General features: G+C 71.4%; 10 protein-coding genes and 2 pseudogenes. 5 read left to right on the top strand and 7 right to left on the bottom strand.

What is annotated here, in order from left to right; all coding sequences use genetic code 11:
- Window positions 1–848: 848 nt before the first annotated feature.
- The 5 genes from AADZ78_RS28800 to AADZ78_RS28780 all read right to left on the bottom strand — a co-directional run bounded on the left by AADZ78_RS28800 (window position 849) and on the right by AADZ78_RS28780 (window position 8,383).
- A complete protein-coding gene (locus tag AADZ78_RS28800; RefSeq protein ID WP_341343666.1) occupies window positions 849–6,329 on the bottom strand; it encodes a hypothetical protein in 5,481 nt (1,826 codons plus the stop codon).
- Window positions 6,238–6,834, bottom strand: coding sequence for a PE family protein (locus tag AADZ78_RS28795; protein WP_341343665.1), 597 nt, complete (start codon window positions 6,832–6,834; stop codon window positions 6,238–6,240). The genes AADZ78_RS28800 and AADZ78_RS28795 overlap by 92 nt, the downstream gene beginning before the upstream one ends.
- 272 nt (window positions 6,835–7,106) lie before the next feature.
- Window positions 7,107–7,499 carry a transposase gene (locus AADZ78_RS28790; protein WP_341343669.1) on the bottom strand — a complete coding sequence of 131 codons (393 nt, stop codon included), beginning with the start codon at window positions 7,497–7,499 and terminating at the stop codon, window positions 7,107–7,109.
- A 154-nt stretch (window positions 7,500–7,653) separates the two neighbouring features.
- On the bottom strand, window positions 7,654–8,067 hold the full coding sequence (locus AADZ78_RS28785; RefSeq protein WP_239656863.1) for a hypothetical protein: 414 nt from the start codon (window positions 8,065–8,067) through the stop codon (window positions 7,654–7,656).
- 34 nt (window positions 8,068–8,101) lie between these two features.
- Window positions 8,102–8,383, bottom strand: a complete 282-nt coding sequence (locus AADZ78_RS28780) for a transposase family protein (RefSeq protein ID WP_239656862.1) — start codon at window positions 8,381–8,383, stop codon at window positions 8,102–8,104.
- Between the two features lie 220 nt (window positions 8,384–8,603).
- On the opposite strand from AADZ78_RS28780, the pseudogene AADZ78_RS28775 reads away from it, so the two are divergent.
- Window positions 8,604–9,898: pseudogene (locus AADZ78_RS28775) on the top strand (transposase).
- A gap of 888 nt (window positions 9,899–10,786) precedes the next feature.
- Window positions 10,787–12,322, top strand: a complete 1,536-nt coding sequence (locus AADZ78_RS28765; protein ID WP_085253053.1) for a phospholipase C — start codon at window positions 10,787–10,789, stop codon at window positions 12,320–12,322.
- A gap of 188 nt (window positions 12,323–12,510) precedes the next feature.
- Here the strand turns inward: AADZ78_RS28765 and AADZ78_RS28760 are convergent, their stop codons facing one another.
- Complete coding sequence (locus AADZ78_RS28760) at window positions 12,511–12,897, bottom strand: hypothetical protein (RefSeq protein WP_169726415.1); 387 nt, start codon at window positions 12,895–12,897, stop codon at window positions 12,511–12,513.
- Between the two features lie 75 nt (window positions 12,898–12,972).
- Between AADZ78_RS28760 and AADZ78_RS29390 the strand changes: the two are divergent.
- From AADZ78_RS29390 to AADZ78_RS28740, 3 genes and pseudogenes are all read left to right on the top strand, one after another.
- Window positions 12,973–13,847: pseudogene (locus AADZ78_RS29390) on the top strand (transposase); the annotation flags it as partial.
- Between the two features lie 259 nt (window positions 13,848–14,106).
- On the top strand, window positions 14,107–15,489 hold the full coding sequence (locus AADZ78_RS28745; RefSeq protein ID WP_204903556.1) for a hypothetical protein: 1,383 nt from the start codon (window positions 14,107–14,109) through the stop codon (window positions 15,487–15,489).
- Window positions 15,490–15,639: 150 nt separating this feature from the next.
- On the top strand, window positions 15,640–15,768 hold the full coding sequence (locus tag AADZ78_RS28740) for a hypothetical protein (RefSeq protein WP_275579216.1): 129 nt from the start codon (window positions 15,640–15,642) through the stop codon (window positions 15,766–15,768).
- 1,865 nt (window positions 15,769–17,633) lie between these two features.
- Here AADZ78_RS28740 and AADZ78_RS28730 read toward each other — a convergent pair.
- A complete protein-coding gene (locus AADZ78_RS28730; protein ID WP_423752189.1) occupies window positions 17,634–21,605 on the bottom strand; it encodes a PE family protein in 3,972 nt (1,323 codons plus the stop codon).
- Window positions 21,606–21,749 lie beyond the last annotated feature (144 nt).

The following is a 21,749-nucleotide window of genomic DNA, read 5'->3' as shown; positions in this document are numbered from 1 at the left end:
CTCGTGACCGAGATCCTTCGGGCGACCCAGCCGATGGATTGGCGCGGATTCGGTTGAAGGACAAGCAGCGCGGGTCATAAAGGCACAAGCGCTAAGCAGCGCCGACGGGTAAGTCCGCACAGGAAGTCGATTGCGGACACCGAGCATGACCTCCGCGGAGTCCCGCTGTGTTCCCAGGACTTTCACCACCTGATTAACCCCCTAGGTCTTTCGCCCGGCGAAGGCATCCGATTACGGTTTCCTCGATTTCGTTTCGAACCAGAGCATGTGCGGATGCGATCTCCCCTTCCCTCAAGATACCTGATGAGCTAACCGGACCGGGCGCCGCAAGAGATAACCTTCACGGTGACATGAGCGGCTCCGCTCTCGGTAAACGTGTGACCAAGCCGCAGAGTCCGCGATGCCGTCATTACGCCAACACGATCGACGATCATATCCACCCAGTACATGACTACCTACGCGCTCACCACCACAAACGACAGCTCTTTTCCGCCGTGCTGGAACGTGGGGCTAGCCTGGCCGGGCCGGGTCGCCTTGGGTCGGCGGAAACGGGTGACCCGGTAGGGTTCGATGAGATCGGCCGGGTGTGCAACGATATGCCGCACAACGACGCCAACCTGGTCAGCGACAAGCGTTTGGGAATCCGGGCCACGAGCCGGTAGGCCTGCTCCCGGGACAGCCCGGCCCTGCGTCTGGCCAGCAGCGGCACCAGGTGGGTGGTCCCACGTGCGGATGCGGCCATATCTCGTTCGGCGCGAAATCATCACCGATTAACGCCGCCGCTCATGAAGGGTGCTTTTGGCGAAGCGCAATCGAGATGTCCTCGCGTGCTGAAAGTGTCCGAATTTTTAGGATCCGTGTGCGCCACTGGCGCCGGTGGTGCCGTTGCTACCGGCACTGCCGCTGCTGGTGCCGGCCCCACCGGTGCCGCCGACCCCGCCGTCGCCGCCGCCGCCGCCAGTGCCGCCGCCGCCGCCGTCGCCGCCGTCGCCGCCGGTGCCGCCGTTCGTTCCGTTACCGCCATTGCCGCCCGCGTTGAACGCGGACTTGCCGCCGTCGCCGCCGTTGCCGCCAGTGCCGCCTTGGCCGCCGTCACCGCCTGTCCCGCCTCCGGTGGTGCCGCCGCCCTTGCCGCCGTTTCCGGGCTGGCCGCCGTTGCCGCCGGTACCGCCGATGCCTTGTCCTGCGTCGCCCTCGTTGACGCCGCCGGTGCCGCCGTTGCCTGCGGTGCCGCCCTTGCCGCCGGTGCCGCCATTGCCGCCGCCCGAGGCGCTGCCGCCGGCTCCGCCTGCGCCGCCGGTGCCGCCCGTTCCGCCGTTGCCGCCGCTGCCGGCGTCGCCGATGCCGCCGTTGCCGGCGGTGCCGCCGTTGCCGGCGTCGCCGCCGTTGCCGGCGGTGCCGCCATCGACGGCGGAGCCGCCTTGGCCGCCGCCGCCACCATCGCCGCCAGCGCCACCGAGCCCGCCGGTCCCGTCACCCAAAAATGTCAGGCCGAAGCCGCCGTTGCCCCCGGTGCCGCCGGTCCCGCCGGTCCCGCCGTCGCCGGCGGTGCCGCCTCCGGTGCCGTTGATGCCGGCGCCGCCGGTGCCGCCTTGGCCGCCGGTGCCGCCGTTGCCGCCGTTGCCGCCGGTCCAGCCGCTTAACAATCCGTCTGCGCCTTGGCCGCCGTTGCCGCCGTTGGCGCCGTTGCCGCCGGTGCCGCCGTTGCCGGCGGTGCCGTTAGCGCCGGAGCTGCCACCGCTACCGGTGCCGGCGGCACCGCCCGCGCCGGCGTTGCCGCCGTTGCCGCCGTTGCCGCCGTTGCCGCCGGTGTTGCCGTCACCGCCGGTGCCGCCGGTGGTGCTGCTGCCGTCGGTGCCGGTGCCGCCGTTGCCGCCGGTGCCGCCTTTGCCGCCGTTGCCGCCTTTGCCGCCGTTGCCGGCGGTTCCGCCGTTGCCGGCGCCGCCGGTGCCGCCGTTGCCGCCGTTGCCGCCGGCGGTGCCGTCGGTGCCGTTGTCGCCGGTGCCGCTGGCGGCGTCGGTGCCGTTGTCGCCGGCGGCGCCGTTGCCGCCGTCGCCGCCGGTGCCGCCGGTGCCCGCAGCACCGTTGGTGCCGCCGCCGGTGGCGGTGCCGGCGGCCCCGGCGGCTCCGCCGTTGCCGCCGTTGCCGCCGTGGGCTCCCGCGCTGGCGCCGTCGACGCCGGCGGCGCCGTTGCCGCCGTTGCCGCCGTTACCGCCGTTACCGCTGCCTGTGGCGTTGCCGCCGGCCCCGCCGTTGCCGCCGTTGCCGCCGTCACCGGACAGGGCAGCAGCGGCGCCGGTGCCGCCGGTGCCGCCGGTGCCGCCGTTACCGGCGTTACCGCTGCCGGATGAGGTGCCGCCGGTGCCGCCGTTGCCGCCGGTGCCGCCGGTGCCGGCGATGCTGCCGGCACCGCCATCGCCGCCGTTACCTCCGGTGCCGCCGTCGCTGGCGTTGCCGCTGCCGGATGAGGTGGCGCCATCACCGCCATCACCGCCGTCACCGCCGTCGCCGCCCTTACCGCCTGAGGCGGTGCCGCCGTTGCCGCCGGCGCCTCCCGTGGCGCTGGTGCCCGCGTCGCCGTCGACCCCGCCGCCGTTACCGGCGCCGCCGTCCCCGCCGCTACCGCCGGTGCCGCCGGTGCCGCCTTTGCCGCCATCAGCGAAGGCGCCGGCACCTGCGCCGCCGGTGCCGCCGCTACCCCCGTCGGAGCCGGCGCCGCCGGTGCCGCTGTTGCCTCCGTCGGTGCCGGCGCCGCCGGTCCCGCCGTTACCGCCTTGGCCGCCGGTGCCGCCGGTGCCGCCGGGGCCCGTGCCCAAGCCGATGCCGCCTTGGCCGCCGTTGCCGCCGGCGCCGGCGTTGCCGCCGGCCCCGCCGGTGCCGCCGCCGCTGCCGTTGATGCCGGCCCCGCCGGCCCCGCCGTGGCCGCCGGCCCCGCCGGTGCCGCCGGTGCCGCCGTCGAAGCCGGCCAGCGAACCATCGGCGCCGGTGCCGCCGTTACCGCCGGTGCCGCCTTTGCCGCCGGTGCCGCCGTCACCGGCGGTGCCGTTGGTGCCGGTGTTGCCGCCGCTACCGCTGCCGGCGGCCCCACCGGCACCGGCCGCGCCGCCGGTGCCGCCGTTACCGCCGTTACCGCCGGCGGTGCCGTCACCGCCGACGCCGCTGGTGGAGCTGCTGCCGTCGGTGCCGTTGCCGCCGGTGCCGCCGTTGCCGGCCTTGGCCCCGTTACCGCCGGCGCCGCCGTTGCCGGCGGTCCCGCCGTTGGCTGCCCCGCCATCGCCGCCGGTGCCGCCGGCCCCGCCGTTGAAGCCATCACCGCCGGTGGTGCCGGTGGCGCCGTCGCTGCCGGCAGCGCCGGTCCCGCCGTTGCCGCCGGCCCCGCCGTTACCGCCGACACCGGCGCTGCCGGCGGTGCCGGCACCGGAGGCGGTTCCCCCGATGCCGGCGTCGCCTCCGGTGCCGCCGTGACCGCCGTCGCCGCCGGCGGTGGCGCTGCCATCGCCGCCGTTGGCGCCCTGTCCGCCGGTGCCGCCGTTGCCGCCGTTGCCGCCGTTAGCGCCGGCGCCGACACCGGCCCCGGCGTCACCACCGCCGCCACCGGCGCCGCCTTGGCCGCCGTAGCCGCCGGTATTGCCCGCGGTGGCGGCCCCGCCCTGCCCGCCGTCGCCGCCGTTACCGCCGTGACCGCCGGCACCGTTGGTGCCGCCGGCGCCGGCGGTCCCGCCGGCCCCGCCGGCGCCACCGCCACCACCGGCGCCGCCGGTGTAGCTGTCGGGGTACCCGCTGCCCCCGTTACCGCCGTTACCGCCGGTGCCGCCAGCCCCGGCGACCCCGGAGACCCCGCCGGTGCCGCCGGTTCCGGCCGCGCCGGCGTCCCCACCGACCCCGCCGGCCCCACCAGCCCCGCCGGCCCCGGCGCCGGTGGTGTCGCCGTCGGCGGCGTTACCGGCGTTACCGCCGACCCCGCCGGCCCCGCCGTTCCCGCCGCTGCCGTTGATGCCCCCAGCAGCGCTGTTGCCGCCGGCCCCGCCGGCCCCGCCGGCCCCACCGGCCCCGCCGGTATAACCGGCGCCGCCCGGGGTGGTGTTGTCATCACCGACCCCACCCTTACCCCCGGCCCCGCCTTGGCCGCCGACACCGGCGTTGCCGGCGACACCGGCGCTACCGGTGCCGGCGCCGGCGGCCCCACCGTTACCGCCGGCCCCGCCAACCCCGCCGGCCCCACCGTCACCGCCGGCGCTGTTGGCGCCGGTGCCGCCGGTGCCACCGGTGCCGGCGGCGGCGCCGTTACCGCCTTGGCCGCCGTTGCCGTTGGTGCCGCCGGCCCCGGCGGCCCCACCCGCCCCGCCGGTACCGCCGGCCCCGCCCGCGTAGCCGTCACCGCCGGCGGCCGCGCTGGCCCCGGCCGCGCCGTTATCGCCGGTCCCGCCATCACCACCAGCACCGCCGGTGCCGCCGACACCGGCGTTCCCGGCGACACCGGCGCTGCCGGCACCGCTGCCCGCGGCCCCACCGGCACCGGCGGCCCCGCCGTCACCGCCGGTGCCGCCGTTTCCGCCGTTGCTGTTGGCGCCGGCCCCGCCGGCGCCTCCGGTGCCGCCGGTGGCGCCGTTGCCGCCTTGACCGCCGTTACCGTTGGTGCCGCCGGCCCCGGCCGCCCCGCCAGCACCGCCAGCGCCGCCGGCCCCGCCCGCGTAGCCGTCACCGCCGGTGGCCGCGGTGGCCCCGTCGGTGCCGTTATCGCCGGTCCCGCCATCACCACCGGCCCCGCCTTGGCCGCCGACACCGGCGTTGCCGGCCACACCCGCGCCGCCGGCACCGCTGCCCGCGGCCCCACCATTGCCGGCGGTGCCGCCGTCACCGCCGGTACCGCCGGTGCCGCCGTTGCTGTTGTTACCGGCCCCGCCGTTGCCGCCGGCCCCGCCGGCCCCGCCGTTACCGCCTTGACCGCCGTTGCCGTTGGTGCCGCCGGCCCCGGCGGCCCCGCCGTCACCGCCGGTACCGCCGGCCCCGCCCGCGTAGCCGTCACCGCCGGTGGCCGCGGTGGCCCCATCGGCGCCGTTATCCCCGGTCCCGCCGTCACCACCGGCCCCGCCTTGGCCGCCGGTGCCGGTGGTGCCGGTGTGGGCGCCCCAGCCGGCCCCGGCCGCACCCCCAGCACCCGCGGCCCCGCCGGCCCCGCCGTTACCGCCGGTACCGCCGGCGCTGCTGGCACCGGCCCCACCGGTCCCACCGGCACCGCCGCTGCCGCCGTTACCGGCGGTGCCGCCGTTACCGGCGATCCCGATCAGCGCCTTGCCCCCGGCCCCCCCGGCCCCGCCGGTACCGCCGGTACCGCCGGCCCCACCGGCGCCACCGGCGGTCGAGGTGTCGCCGCCGGCCCCGCCGGCACCGCCGGTGCCGCCGGCCCCGCCATGGCCGCCCAGCCCGATCACTCCCGCGGCCCCGCCGGCCCCGCCGGCCCCGCCGTTGGCGCCGTCACCACCGGCCCCGCCGCTAGCCCCGGTGGTCCCGTCGTAGCCGGCCGCCCCGACACCCCCGTTACCGCCGTTACCGATCAGCAGTCCGGCATCGCCGCCGCGGCCGCCGTCACCGCCGTAACCGCCGCCCACACCACCGGCCCCCCCGGACCCGATCAAGACGGCGGCCCCGCCGGACCCGCCGGACCCGCCGACACCATCAACCCCGTTACCGGCCCCACCGGCCCCACCGGCCCCGCCCGAACCATAGAGCCACCCGCCGCGGCCGCCGCCCCCACCGTGACCGCCGTCACCGCCGGCGTTGCCGCCACCGGCCCCACCAGCCCCACCGGCTCCGAATAATCCGGTGTTGCCGCCCAGACCACCAGCCCCGCCGGTACCCGCGGTCGCGGCGGCGGTCCCGCCGGCCCCACCGGCCCCGCCCGAGCCATACACCAGCCCGCCATCACCTGCCCCACCACCAGCACCGCCGCTGTGGCCACCCGAGCCGCCCGCGCCGCCGCCGCCACCAGCGCCGAGCACCGACGCCGACCCACCACCGCCGCCACCACCACCGGTACCGCTGAGGGGATCGCCGGCCCCGCCGGCCCCGCCGGCCCCGCCGTCACCGATGAGCCAGCCGCCGCGCCCACCGGCGGCCCCGTCCCCGCCGTGACCGCTGAGGCCGGCCCCACCGACCCCGCCAGCCCCGCCATGGCCGATCAACCCGGTCGCACCACCAGCACCGCCCATCCCGCCGGTGCCCCCCACCGCCGTCGAGCTACCCCCGGCCCCACCGGTCCCACCCGAACCCCACACCCAGCCACCGCGCCCCCCGGCCCCCCCCAACCCCGCCGGCCCCCCCGGTCCCACCAGCCCCGCCGTTGCCGATCAACCCCGCCGACCCGCCCGCACCCCCGGGTGTGCCCGCATCACTGCTACTACCCCCATTGCCGCCGCTACCCAACAACCAGCCGCCATCACCACCAGCCTGACCCACCCCACCACTGGCCCCGTTGGCGCCGTTGCCGATCAACGCCCGCCCCGTCACCGCCACACTCGGCGCGTTCACCGCATCCAGCAGGCTCTGCGCCGCGGAAGCCTCCGCGCCCGCATACCCCCCCGCGCTGGCGGCCAACACCGCGCTGAACTGCTCATGAAACCCCGCCACCCGCCCCGCCAACACCTGATACTGCCGCCCATGCTCAGAAAACAACCCCGCGATCGCCGCCGACACCTCATCCTGTGCCGCACTAGCCACCGCTGTCGTCGCGCTTGCCGCCGCCGCGCTGGCCGCGCTGATCGTCGACCCCAACACCGACAAATCCGCCGCCGCCGCCAACACCACCTGCGGAGACACCACCACAAACGACGACATGACAACCCTCCCACCACACCGGCGCCACCGCCACCGACAACGACCCACCAACCCTACGACCCACACCCACCCCACCCAGCACAAACAGCGCACAACCAAGGATCTACACACCCCCCACACCACCCCCACCCCAACACCTGTACAACACCACAACCCCAACCCCCACCCACAGTCACCAACCACAACCAACACCCCCACAAAACCCCCACCACCACACCCACCAACCAACATCACCCGCTACCTAATCCGGCCGTTTGACTTTGACCGGGTAATCAATCCCCAAATGAAAACTGGGTTGCGGTCCGCTGTTTGCTGGTGCAGTGGAATGGTGTCCGGCGGGCCGAGTTGTTGGGGTTTCGGAATCCGCAAGCGGCGCGTTTGACGTGTTTGACTAGCCGGTTGTAGCCCTCGCTGCGGGCGTTGGTGATGCCGGTGGCGACGAAGCCCTGGATTTCGGGCCACCAGGCGTCGACGGTGGCGGCCAGGGTGAGCAGTTCGGGGATCTGCGAGTCGATGCACCAGGACAAAACCGGTGTAGCCGATGCCGAGTCAGGTGTGGATCGCCGCCGAGGCGAACGGTGGAGAGCAGGGTGCGTAGTTCTTCCTTGGCGATCCAGGCCGACAGGATCTGTCCACTGCATTGTGGCGAAGCTCTTGCGCGACAGGCGTTCTCGCGCCCGCAGCAGGCGGCGCCGGTTGGCCCATTCCGGATCCAGTTTGCGGCCACGACGCTCGCGCAGCTCCCAGGTGACCGTCGGCGCACCCTGGTCACAGCATCGTTGGCGAGTTTGACCAAGTGGAAATGATCGACCACGACCGCTACGTTGGGGTGCGGATCGCCGTGGCGTAGACCGCGGCCGGGTCGATGGCCACGAACTTGCCCCCGGCCCGAAATTCCTCGCTTTGTGCGGCCAGCCAGTCAATCACCTCCGCACCGGTGCGACCTTCGCGCTGTCCCAACAGGCCCTGATCTCCGACCAAATCGACAAACCCGGTATCCCACGGGTCAACCCGCATCCACCGACAGGTGGCCGGGTAGTGCTGCCAGCGGGGCTTACCGCGGCGGGTCTCGTCGATGCCGAGGGCCGGCGTGAGCGCCGGCCTTTTGAGCTGCTCGCCGGCGTGGGCGATAAAGGCGCGGTGCGCCGTCGGCCACGACACACCGTGAGCGTCGGCGACCTCGGCCACCGAGCGGGCCGCATCGCCGATCGCCGCACCGATCGCGGTGCGCAACCGAGCAGTGGTGCGCGCCCGCGCCGGGACCTGCTCAATGACCTCGGTGAACGAGCCGCGCTCGCAGTAATCTCCGACAACGCCAACACGTCTTGGACCACCGCAACACGATCGAGTCCTGACCGTAGGGAATGTCGCGCGGCGAGGTGGTTACCTGCTCCTTCACCGAAGTCGACACCACCCCACACCCTGGGCATGCCGCCGCCGTCGGCTCGGCGGTCACCACATGCACCACCCGGGTGCCCGGACCGAGCCGCTCGACACGCTCGACCCGTACTCCTGGCAGCCCTAACAACAATGTCGTACCGTCAGACACAGCCCCTTGGTTCCTTCCATTCGCCTGAAAAGTCGCAACTTCAGACTTCGGAAGGCCAAGGGCCTCCCCACGCAACGACACGCCGTATGAGGGCGAAATCACTACTGCCCGTTCAAAATTCAAGAGCCATCAAAGCGGCTCTTCGACTTTGATGGGGTCTGGTGTGACCGATTCGGATCGTGTCGGTGATTGATTAAGGGCTCGCGCCCTTGTGAACTAGGTGTTCTCACACATCCAGATCGCAGAAAGCCCGAGCTTGTCCAACGGTAGTACATTGCTGCTGGGTCTTGAGGGAATCGTCGTCGACACGGTGACGGTGGGCGGGGACAGTGTCCGCGTGGTCGTTGTCGGCACTGCCGACCAGTGGGTCGGTAAATGTCCAAAGTGCGCGACGTGATCGTCGCGGTTGCAGGCGTGGGTCACGACCCGTCCGCGCGATATCAAGATCGGCCCGGACCGCCCGCGAATCGTGTGGCGTAAACGTAAATGGCTGTGCACCAACGTGTTATGCAAGCGCAAGTCGTTCACCGAGTCGACTCCAGCGATCCCGGCTCGGGGCGCGCATGACGACGCGGGCCAAATCGGAGATGGCCTCAGCGGTGCTCGACGATGATCGGTCGGTTGACCGCGGTCGCCGCCGCCTACGGCTGCACCTGGAACACCTGCCACGAGGCGGTAGCTGCGACCGCCGACCCCGGTGCTGGGCGCCGAACCCGAACCGGTGAGAGTGCTCGGTATCGACCAGACCCGTAGGGGCAAAGCGAAATACGAGACGTGCCAATAGACCGGGAAGCGGGTCTGGATCGATCGGTTCGACACCGGGGTGGTCGACATGACCGAGACGGGTGGTCTGTTGGTGCAGGTCAACGGCCGCTCGGCGGCGCCGGTGATCGACTGGCTCGGCCAACGCGACGGGGACTGGCGCGAGTCGATCACGCATGTGGCGATCGACATGTCAGTGACCCACGCCAAGGCCGTGCGCGTCGCGCTGCTGCATGCACAGCTGATCGTGGATCGCTTTCACCTGGTCAAACGCGCCAACCAGATGGCGAGGCGGTGCGGCGGCGCACCACCTGGGACAGCCGGTGCCGTCGCGGCCGCCAACGCGCCCGCCTGATCGCCGCGTTGGATGGCGCGGACCCCAACGGCTACATCCTGGCCGCCTGGATCGCCAGGAGCTGCTACGTGACATGCTGGCCTACACCACGACCGGCGGGCTGCGCTACGACCTCGCCGCAGCGTTGTACCGGTTCTACGCCTTCTGTGCGGCAACCTCTGCCCCGGAGATCCACGACCTCGCCGAAACGATCGAAACTTGGCAGCAGCCAATGATTCTCGCGACCATCACTGGCCTGTCCAATGCTCGCAGGAAGGTGACAACCGCATCGTCAAACACGTCGGGCGCATCGCCTTCGGGTTCCGCAACCTCGACAACCAACGACGCAGGGTACAGTGGCCTGCACCCCCCAATCACGGCAGGCGCCACTCAGAACCAGGCAACTACGTCCGTGCTAAGTCGGTAGAGCCATCAAAGCCCGGTGTAGAGCCAAAGCCGTGATCCGACAGAGCTGCTCGGCGCAAACTTCCACTACCGACCAGCCCACGGCCATAGCCGTATGAACGCCTATCGAGGCAAGCGGTCGGCACGAGGAATCCTCGCAGTTCCCCCGGATTCGATCGTCCTTGCCCAATGGATTACGACTGAGCTAGCGCTAACTCCTTGTGTCGGTTAGCTTTCCGGATATATGTAGGTCCCGTGACCTTCGCGGATAAGGTCACCATCGAAAATCAAACACTTCGTTGAGGAGCCGACCCCGCTGGTTTCGATAGTTGACAACGATCGTCGCGACGCCTACATAAACGGCTTCCACCATCGAAATGCGGATCAGGCCAGATGATCAAGGCCTATGGACCAGTACTTGCGCAACTGGTGCTTACCACAGATAACGCCGCCACTTTCGGGCTGTACCTCCGCGGCGAACGGGGAAGTGAATGTGGCGTCATCGCGAAAAAAGCAAGGACCGCATCCTGTTCGCGGGCATTCCACGCTGCAGCCCACCGCCTACTGAAATCAACCGGAGTCGGTGGCATCCCTCGATGCTAACTAACTGCCGACGACCCGCCACCGGCTACCGAGCAAAAATCCCCATGCTTGCGGGTAGGCGGAGCGGCCCACAACCCATGCGCTCTAACGCAATCGAGTCACATAGGTTGAGAAACCCGTACTCAAAGATCCTCATTCGATCTGACTGCAGCAGGTCAAAACATGGATGGGCGAGCAGCAGCAAAATCTGGGCACGACACACCGGGCGCGCTTAGTGGCTGATCGCCAACGCAAATATACCGTGAACTGCAACGTGTGGCGGGAAGGACGTGGTGGTGGGCAAACATCCAGTTGATGGCATGTCTCGGCGAGAGTTTATGGCCAGGCTCGCCGCGGCAAGCAGCGCCGGCGCAGTGATGTCCTTGGTCGGCCCGGTGATCGAGAAGGCGTACGGGGCGGGTCCGTGTGGTGGCCATTTGACCGATATCGAGCACTTCGTGTTCCTGCTTCAGGAGAACCGGTCATTCGATCACTACTTCGGCTCACTGTCGGGCGTCAATGGCTTCAACACGCCCTCGCCATTATTCCAGCAAAAGGGCTGGAACCCTCAGACACAGTCGATTGACGCCGCCGGGGTCACGATCCCGTACCGTTTCGACACCACCAGGGGCCCTGTGCTCAACGGCGCGTGCGTGAACACCCCTGCCCACCAATGGATCACGATCCACCAGTCATGGAACAACGGCGCCAACGACAATTGGTTGCCCGCGCAGGCCGCAAAACAAACCGTGCACGGCAACGTCCCGGTGACGATGGGCTATTACACCCGCCAAGACCAACCGATCCACTATCTACTGGCCGATACCTTCACCATCTGCGATGGCTATCACTGTTCGCTGCTAGGCGGAACCTCGCCGAACCGGCTGTACTGGATAAGCGCATGGATCGATCCCGATGGGGTCCAGGGCGGCCCGCTGCTCATAGACCCCACCATCCAACCGCAAGGCCAATTCAGTTGGCGCACCATGCCGGACAACCTCAGCGATGCCGGCATCAGTTGGAAGCTGTACCAAAACAAGCTTCTGGGGGCGCTTAACAACACGGTCATTGGCTACAACGGGATGCTCGTCGACTTCAAACAGGCCCAAGATCCGCGCTCAAACATTGCCCGCTACGGCATCGCCCCCACTTATCCCGGGGACTTCATCGCCGACGTCGCAACCAACAGGCTGCCACAGGTTTCGTGGGTGCTGCCCGGGTTCCAGGCATCCGAACATCCCGCACTTCCGGTAGCACCGGCCGTCGGCGGCACCGCGATCGTCAATCTCCTCCGGATTTTGCTGTCCAATCCCGCGGTGTGGGAAAAGACCGCATTGATCGTCAGCTATGACGAAAACGGGGGCTTCTTTGACCACGTCACACCCACTACCGCACCGCCGGGAACTCCCGGCGAATACGTCACGGTCCCCGACATCGACGCGGTCAACGGGTCCGGCGGCATCCGCGGGCCGATTGGTCTGGGCTATCGGGTCCCCTGCATCGTCATCTCTCCCTACAGCCGTGGGCCGCTGATGGTGCATGACACCTTCGACCACACCTCGCAACTGCGGTTGCTCGAGAAACGGTTCGGTGTGCCGGTTCCCAACCTGACCACCTGGCGCAGAAGTGTGACCGGCGATATGACGTCAACCTTCAATTTCGCCGTCCCACCCAACTCATCGGCACCGTTCTTGGACCACCCCGCATTGCAGGCCGTGCCGCAACAGGTGCAGTGCGTTCCCGACACCGTCGCGACTATGGCGCAGGTAACTCCCCCCTATCGGGTGCCCTTCCCTCAGATAATGCCCACGCAGGAGACCACTCCCGCTCGCGGGATTCCCAGCGGTCTCTGCTAGGCGAAAGCCAAAATCCACAAGCTCGCGAAAACGTCTGCCCCGCGGATGAATAATCCGCATCTGTGCATGGCAATTCGATCATCGCTTGTCCTCCAATTGATCCCGCTAGCGGCGGCGCCACTTATGCGAGTCTTGAATTTTAAATTTGAACGGGGAGTTGTGATTTCGCCTCCGGATAATCATCCGTGTCACCCATCGGCGCCCGAAGCGCCGTTGGTGCCGCCGCTTCCTGAGGGGCCCTGGCCACCGGGTCCGGTACCCGGGGTGCCAGGGGTTCCGCCAGTACCTCCGGCGGCACCGGCGCCGGTACCGCCGCCTCCGTTGCCGCCGTCTCCTCTTCCTCCGCCTCCGCCGTTGCCGCCGGTTCCGCCGTCTCCTCCGCCTCCGCCATTTCCGCCGGCCCCGCGGCCCCATCGTTCCACCATCACCGCCGGCGACGCCGTAGCCCACACCGCTACCGCCGTCCCCACCGACACGACCTTGGCCACCGCCACCACCGGCACCACCGGCACTACCGTTACCGTTGACGCCGTCGGCACCGGCCGAGCCGCCATATCCGCCAGTACCACCCGCACTGCCGCTCAGGCCAGTGCCGCCAACGCCGCCTCCGGCCGCACCACTGGTGCCCACATAGCCAGCCCTACCGTACAGAGGCCCGCCATGGGCACAAGTCGCGGGCGCGGACCTTCGATTCGATGGGTACAAGAGCCACCTGGGGGTTGATCCCTTTGATGAGTGGGTTACCGCGGTGGCCGTCACGGCGGCCAACACTTCTGACCGCGAGGTCATCGATGAACTGCTCGACTAACCCGCCACGGGCGCATCTGATGGTCATGTCCGGCCCGCCGTCAGTGATTCTGGCGCCGACTCCCAACCGGCTGGCGGTGAGCCTGTCGCCGGCACCGAGACGACCGCCGGCGAGCCTGTCGACACCGCCACGGACTCTCGCAGTGGCTCACGAGACGGCGGTGAGTCGAAACATTTTGAGGGGATTCGGCCTACGCCGACGGAGCGACCCTGGATGAGCAGACCACACGAGGCCATGACATGCGCGCCAAAGTCCCCCCGGTGCGTAACGCCAACGGCTATTCCAAAGACCGGTTCAGCATTGACCTGGCAGCCGGCACGGTCACGTGCCCGGCCCAGCACACGGTGGTCATCCGCGAGGGCCGCCGGCAGCGGTTGGCCCGCTTCGACGCGCTGTGCGGGTCTTGCCCGCTGCGGTCGGCGTGCACGAAAGCCCACCGGAGACGCGTGACCAGCATCCACCCGCATGAAGCCGCGCTGCAGCATGCCAAGGCCCGTCAAAAGACCCGGACCGGCGCCAGGATTACTGGACCTATCGGCCCGTCGTCGAACGAAAAATCGGCCACTTCACCCGCCGGCCCTGGGGTGGGCGCAACGCCCGCTGCCGTGGCACAAAACGGATCCTGACCGACATCTTGACTCGAGCCAGCGCACTCAACCTCGCCCGACTGGCCCCCTGGGCCTACACCACGGACCCGGTGACTGGGCCATCGCGTAACCCAGCCATCAATACCTGCGGGTACGCCTTCAGAGGTCGCCCAAGGGGATCGCACCGCGCGCCGCTTGCGGTCAAACCTTGAATGCTGCAGACATCAACCCCACCAGGGGCCTTACATCAGCGCCGTTCTGATGTGGGACTGCCCTGTCAAGTGGCCTCTGAAAAGTTGTTCTACGCCGCAGCCGGGACTTCGCCCGGCGGCGGTGGCCCTTCGGGCAGTTTCACCTCACGTGGGCGGGTGGTTTCGTAGGTTGAGCGGGTGTCCAGCGATGAGTTCAGCCTGCGGTATTCGGATTTGGTGACCGGCAGTTATGACTGCGTGGATCGGATCGTGCTCAACGCGTTCTACCCGCTGGGATACCACCAGGGTGGGTTACGCACCTGGTGGCGGCGGCTGCACGACGGCAGCGACGACGAGTTGGACAACACGCATCTGATGCGGATGGCGGGGCGGTTCGCGCGCCGGGTCAAGGCCTGGGGCGCAGCCAACGCGGTACCGGTGATCTTCTGCAAGTCCGGAGAGCGCAAGCACCGTATCGCCGAGGAGTATCTGGCCACCCATGAGGTCGGCACCGGGGTGTTTTTGGTGCTGGTCACCAAGGCCCCGGCGCCGGTGTGGAAGGTGAAGCGCTCACCGAACACCGGCCGAATCGTCAACATCGAGAGGAGACGCGAATACGTCAACCACTATTCGTTTCACATCATCGACCCGCAATGGGGTCACGTGACGATCAAGATGAGCGGGCATCCGCCGTTCGGCGCGCAGATCATCCTCAACGGGCATGAGTTCGTGGCTCGGCAAGCTGCCGCGGCGGGGATAGCATTTACCAAGGCCGGCAACTGCTTTACCGCAATCGCCGACCCCGCAGGCCTGGCCCGGATCGCAGATGCCTTGTCGCAGGATGCGGCTGTAGGGCGGCTGGGCCAGGTCTGCCAACGATGGATCTATTCGGCGTGTTTGTGTTTTGGGCTCGATCTTGACGAGCAACAGCGCAGTGGATTCGGTTACGGATTCGCCGTCTACCAGCTCGAGTACAGCCGCAACCTGATCTTTTCCGAGGGCGCCAGGATGCAGCAGGTGTTCGATGCTGTGGTGGATCGCACCCGTTCTCGGCTGGATGCGCCCAAAATCCGCACCATCTTCGGCGCCGCGCGGCGCCCGTACCGCACCCGCAAGGGTTCCTCGGCGATCGAAGCCGCGATCGAGACACCTACGTATGACCTGACCGTGTTCAAGCTGCACTTCGGGCGGCTGACCGGCAAGGCCTATACCAAAGGCGAACGCGTGCTTCGCTTCGAGGCGATCGCGCACAATACCGCCGATTTGCGCTGCGGGCGCATGATCGAGAAGTTTCCGCAGATCGTCACTCAGCTGGCCGGTATCGCCGAGCGGTTCGCCACCGCCTTGGACTGTGTAGACACCGGATTTCTCGACGACGGCATCCTCGATGAGCTGCCCACCGGATCGACGCTGGGCGCTTCCCGCATCGGCGGTGTCGACCTCAACAGACCCCGCATGCATGAGGCGCTGCGCGGCGTGTTGGCGTTGGCGCCCGCGCCCAACGGGTTCACCGTCGCCGAGTTCGCCGCCAAAGTCCACGCCCTCACCGGGGTAGACGACAGCGCTTACAACGTCCGCTAGGCGGGCTACGACCTGCGCAAACTGCGCGGCAAACAGCTCGTTGACAAACCCGGCCGCGCCCGCCGCTACCGGGTTTCAGCGCTGGCGGCGCGCACCATCGCCGCCCTGCTCACCCTGCGTGACCAGATCATCGCCCCGATCCTCGCTGGCGTGCACAGCCCGAAGATGGGACGCAAACCCGCGCATTGGACACGCGTCGACCGTGACTACGAACGAATCCGCATCGACATGCAAACACTGTTCACCGATCTCGCCATCGAAACACCCCTAGCCGCTTGAGGATTCGGCGCAAGAAACTCATTCCACATCGCCAACAAATTGTCGAAAGTCGATCCTCAAGCGGCTAGAAACACCAGGTCCAGCTGAGTAACACTAGGCATAACGGCCGGCCCTTTCCGCAGTGGCTCTTGTCAATGGACAGCTCTGCCCCGCCACGATCGTGAGACAACCCACGACCCAACGGAACCACACGGGCCGGCCGTTCCATACATGCTAGGCGGAGCCGGTGCCGCCGGCACCGCCAGAACCGCCGGTACCGCCGGTGCCGCCGGTGCTGCCGCTGGGGCCGGTGCCGGCATTGCCGATATCACCGTCGTCGCCGGTGTTACCGGGCTGCGAGCTACTGCCAGTGCCGCCTTGGCCGCCGGTGCCGCCGGTGCCGCCTTGGCCGCCGGTGCCGCCGGTGCCGCCGGCGGTGCTATCGCCGCCCTCGCCGCCCACGCCGCCGGTGCCGCCCTTGCCGCCGGTGGCACCCTGGCCGCTGCTGTTGGGAGCTCCGGTGCCGCCCACGCCGCCGTTTCCGCCCAAACCACCGTCTCCCCCGACGCCCACGGTACCGGCACCAGTGCCCGAATGCCCGCCGGTGCCACCGGCACCGCCGGTGCCGCCGGTGCCGCCGGTGGCAACGCCGTTAATGGGGTTGCTGCCGGGGCCGCCGTCACCACCGTTGCCGCCTCGGCCGCCGTCGCCGTTCACGCCACCCGTGGGGGCGCTGCCGCCAGTACCGCCCGCACCGCCGTTGCCGCCTGATCCGCCTTGCAAAGTATCGTCCTGACCGGTACCCGCGCCAGCAAGACTGCCTGTAGCACCGTTGCCGCCGGCGCCGCCGGTGCCCCCGTTGCCCGCAGCGCCGGCACCAGAGCCGGCGTCGCCCCCGGCACCGCCGTCACCGCCATTGCCCCCGGCGGTGCCAGCGACATTGGTAGCCCCACCGCCACCGCCCATGCCGCCGGAGCCGCCGGTGCCGCCGGAGCCGTTCACGCCGCCGGCCGCGGCGGTCCCGCCGGTCCCGCCGATGCCGCCGGAGCCGCCGGTGCCGCCGTCGCCCCCGGTGTTCAGTCCGAAGCCCACGCCGCCGTTGCCGCCGGTACCCCCCGTGCCACCTTGTCCGCCACCGCCCCCGTCGCCTGCCGCCCCGGCACCGGTGCCGCTGATGCCTCCGGCGCCCCCGGCGCCGCCGTTGCCACCGAGGCCCCCGTGGCCGCCGGTGTTGGTTGAGTCGGCGTTGCCGCCGGCCCCGCCTTGGCCGCCGTCGCCGCCGGTGCCGCCTTGGCCGCCGTTGCCGTTGGTGCCGCCGGCGGCAGCCGATCCGCCTTGGCCGCCTTGGCCGCCCGTGCCGCCGGCGAAGCCGGTGCCGCCTGTGGTACCGACTGCGCCGCTGCTGCCGGTACTTCCATGGCCGCCGGTCCCGCCGGTGCCGCCGTCTCCGCCGGTGCCCGCGTTGCCGGTCGTGCCGCCGGTGCCGCCAGTGCCTGCGGCACCGCCTGCCCCGGCTGCTCCGCCGTCTCCGCCGGTGCCGCCGTCACCGCCGTCGGCCTTGGTGCCTGATCCGCCGGTGCCGCCTTGGCCGCCGGTACCGCCGGTGCCGCCTTGGCCGCCGCTGCCGTTGGTGCCACCGGCGCCGCTGTTGCCGCCTTGGCCGCCGGTGCCGCCTTGGCCGCCGGTGAAGCCGGTGCCGCCGTCTGCGCCCGAGCCTGCGGCGGCGTTGGTACCGGGGGCACCGGCGCCGCCGGTGCCGCCCTTGCCGCCGGTGCCGCCGTCGCCGAAGCTGCCGGCCACCCCGCCGGTGCCGCCGGTGCCCGCGGCACCGCCTGCCCCGGCCGCCCCGCCGGTGCCGCCGGTGCCGCCATCACCGCCGTCGCCGATCAGCCCCTGATCACCGCCCGTGCCGCCTTGGCCGCCGGTGCCACCGGTGCCGCCTTGGCCGCCGCTGCCGTTGGTGCCACCGGCGCCGCTGTTGCCGCCTTGGCCGCCGGTGCCGCCTTGGCCGCCGGTGAAGCCGGTTCCGCCGACGTCGGGGCCCTCGCCGCTGGTGCCCTGGCCGCCGTCGCCGCCGGTGCCGCCCTTGCCGCCGGTGCCGCCGGTGCCGAAGCTGCCGGCGACCCCGCCGGTGCCGCCGGTGCCGGCGGCACCGCCTGCCCCGGCTGCCCCGCCGGTGCCGCCGGTGCCGCCGTCACCACCGTCGGCACTGATGCCGGATCCGCCGGTGCCGCCTTGGCCGCCGGTGCCGCCGGTGCCGCCTTGGCCGCCGCTGCCGTTGGTGCCACCGGCGCCGCTAGCGCCGCCTTGGCCGCCGGTGCCGCCGGCCGCCGGTGAAGCCGGTTCCGCCGACGCCGGGGCCCTCGCCGCTGGCGCCCTGGCCGCCGCCACCCGCCGGTGCCGCCCTTGCCGCCGGTACCGCCGGTGCCGAAGCTGCCGGCGGCCCCGCCGGTGCCGCCGGTGCCCGCAGCACCGCCTGCCCCGGCTGCCCCGCCGACGCCGCCGGTGCCGCCATCACCACCGTCGGCACTGATGCTTGATCCGCCGGTGCCGCCCTGGCCGCCGGTGCCGCCGGTACCGCCTTGGCCGCCGCTGCCGTTGGTGCCGCCGGTGCCGCTAGCGCCGCCTTGGCCGCCCTGGCCGCCGGCCCCGCCGGCGAACCCGGTCCCGCCGTCTGCGCCCGAGCCTGCGGCGGCGCTGGCGCCGGTGCCGCCCTTGCCGCCGGTGCCGCCCTTGCCGCCGGTGCCGCCGTCGCCGAAGCTGCCGGCGACCCCGCCGGTGCCGCCGGTGCCCGCAGCACCGCCTGCCCCGGCTGCTCCGCCGGTGCCGCCTTGGCCGCCGTCACCGCCGTCGGAGGCAGCGGCGGCACCCCCGTTGCCCCCGTTGCCTCCGGTGCCTCCGGTGCCGCCTTGGCCGCCGTTGCCGTTGGTGCCGCCGGTGCCGCTGGTGCCGCCTTGTCCACCGGTGCCGCCTTGGCCGCCGGTAAAGCCGGTTTCGCCGACGCCGGTGCTCTCACTGGTGGCACCCTGGCCGCCGGCACCGCCGGTGCCGCCCTTGCCGCCGGTGCCACTGTCACCGAAGCTGCCGGCGACTCCTCCGGCGCCGCCGGTGCCTGCGGCCCCGCCCGCCCCGGCCGCTCCGCCGTTACCGCCGGTGCCGCCGTCACCGCCGTTGGCGTTGGTGCCTGATCCGCCGGTGCCGCCTTGTCCGCCGGTGCCGCCGGTGCCGCCTTGGCCGCCGCTGCCGTTGGTGCCGCCGGCGCCACTGCTGCCACCCTGGCCACCGGCCCCGCCGGCGCCGCCAGCGAACCCGGCCCCGCCGGCCGCACCCGAACCCACGGCCGCATCCGTGCCGCTGTCCCCGGCCCCACCAGCACCGCCCTTGCCGCCGGTACCGCCGTCACCGTAGCCGCCCGCGGCCCCACCAGTCCCGCCGCTACCCGCGGCACCGCCGGCGCCGGCCGCACCACCTTGACCGCCGGCCCCACCGTCACCACCGGCGGCGTCGACACCCGATCCACCAGCGCCGCCTTGGCCACCGACACCGCCATCACCGCCCTGACCACCGGCGCCGTTGACACCACCAACACCGCTGCTGCCGCCCTGGCCACCGACACCACCAGCACCCCCAGCAAACCCGACACCACCATCGGCGCCCGAACCCCCGGCGGCGTCGACACCGGCCGCACCGGCCCCACCATCACCACCATCACCGCCCTTGCCGCCAGCACCCGCGTTGCCCGCGGCCCCACCGCCACCACCGCCAGCGGCCCCACCCACCCCGGCCGCTCCACCATCACCACCGGCACCGCCGCCAGCACCCGCAGCGCTGGTACCCGCCCCACCGGCCCCACCGGCACCGCCGGCCCCACCACCACCACCGCTGCCCCCATCACCAGCAACACCGAACACCAGCGGACGCTGACCCCCAGCCCCACCGACCCCACCAGCCCCACCGGCCCCGCCATCGCCGCCGACCTCATCGGCCAACCCATCCACCCCGGCCCCACCAGCACCACCGACCCCGCCGGTGCCGCCATCACCGGCCCACCCGAACCACCCACCGGCCCCACCGCGACCACCATCACCGCCGTCACCGCCATCTTGACCCGCCCCACCAGCATGCCCGGCCCCGCCCACCCCACCACTACCCCCGGCCCCCAGCAGCCACCCACTGCGCCCACCATCACCACCATCACCACCACCGGTCCCACCGGCCCCACCGCGCCCACCATGACCCACCACCAACGCCTCGCCGCCATCACCACCATGACCACCACTAATGCCACCATCACCACCAGTCCCGCCACGCCCACCATGACCCCACACCACCGAATCCCCACCGGCCCCGCCATGACCACCGGTGTCGCCGCCATCACCACCGGCCCCACCAACACCCCCGGAGCCCACCAGCCACCCACCACGACCCCCAGCCCCACCATGACCACCGGCACTGCTACCCGCCCCACCGGCACCGCCATCACCACCTAGACCAAACACCACAGAATTACCGCCGACAGCGCCGTTCCCGGCGCTGTCACCACCGTTGCCGCCGACCCCACCAGCCCCGCCGTTACCGACAAGCCACCCACCGCGGCCCCCGGCCCCACCATCACCACCATCACCGCTGGGGCTGCTCCCACCGGCCCCACCGACCCCGCCGGACCCCAGCAACCCGGCCCTGCCCGCGGCCCCGCCGGCCCCGCCCTGACCGCCGCCACCGCTAGCGGCCCCACCAGCCCCGCCGACCCCGCCCCGACCCACCAGCGCAGAGTCGCCGCCGGCCCCGCCAGCCCCACCGCTCGTGCTACCAGACCCGCCGGCCCCGCCGGCCCCGCCACTGCCGACCAGCCAGCCGCCGCGCCCCGCAGCCCCACCAGCACCACCATCACCGTCAGGGCTGCTGCCGCCGGCCCCACCCGCACCACCGGAACCAAACACGGTGGCATGACCACCGGCCCCACCCGCCCCGCCAGCACCATCACCCGCACTGGCCGCCCCACCAGCCCCACCCTGAGCGCCCTGACCCCACAGCGCGGAGCTACCACCGGCCCCGCCGGTACCACCCGAGATGCTGCCAGCCCCACCAACCCCACCCGCACCACCGTTACCCACAAGCCAGCCGCCGCGCCCCCCGGCAGCACCGTCACCACCATGACCAACGGTGTCGGCCCCACCGGCCCCACCCGCCCCGCCATGGCCAAACAACCCCGTCGCACCACCAACACCACCCATCCCACCGGTGGCCCCCACCGCGGTCGAACTCCCACCGGCCCCACCAGCCCCACCATTGCCCAACACCAACCCGCCACGGCCCCCGGCACCACCAGTCCCCCCGGCCCCACCCGTTCCGCCGGCCCCACCATTGCCGATCAACCCCGCCGAACCCCCCGCACCCCCCGCCGCCCCCGGATCACTGCTACTACCCCCACTACCCCCACTACCGAACAACAACCCACCATCACCACCACGCTGACCCACCGCACCACTAGCCCCATCAGCACCATCACCAATCAACGCCCGCCCCACCAACACCTCAGTCGGCGCGTTGACCGCATCAAGCACCAACTGACCGACATTGACCGCCTCGGCCCCCGCATACACCCGCCCACCCACAGCCAACGCCCGAGTGAACTCGTCATGAAACCCCGCCACCCGCCCCGCCAACACCTGATAATCGCGCCCATGCTGAGAAAACAACCCCGCGATCGCCGCCGACACCTCATCCTGCGCAGCACTAGCCAACCCCGTCGTAGCCCCCGCCGCCGCCGCACTGGCCGCACCAATCGTCGACCCCAACGCCGACAAATCCGCCGCCGCCGCAGCCAACACCTCCGAAGACACGAACACAAACGCCATGGCCATCCTCCTGTCGACACAGCACGACCCGGCCCTTGCCGGCCCGACCCGTGCAGCCCAAACCCACGACAACGACGACGCGACCTTATGACCCTGGCCGACTCAGCCCAGGGCTATTGCACACACCTTGGTTCTCAACAGCTC

The organism is Mycobacterium riyadhense, from assembly GCF_963853645.1.
GTDB classification, from domain to species: Bacteria; Actinomycetota; Actinomycetes; order Mycobacteriales; family Mycobacteriaceae; genus Mycobacterium; species Mycobacterium riyadhense.
Note: the sequence above shows the minus strand (reverse complement) of the source record. Positions and strands in the feature narration are given on the sequence as shown.

What these genes read in the sequence shown, in the direction of transcription:
- AADZ78_RS28795 (WP_341343665.1), bottom strand. Translation starts at nt 6,834, where the DNA reads ATGTCGTCGTTTGTGGTGGTGTCTCCGCAGGTGGTGTTGGCGGCGGCG.
- AADZ78_RS28730 (WP_423752189.1), bottom strand. Translation starts at nt 21,605, where the DNA reads ATGGCGTTTGTGTTCGTGTCTTCGGAGGTGTTGGCTGCGGCGGCGGCG.
- AADZ78_RS28765 (WP_085253053.1), top strand. Translation starts at nt 10,787, where the DNA reads ATGTCTCGGCGAGAGTTTATGGCCAGGCTCGCCGCGGCAAGCAGCGCC.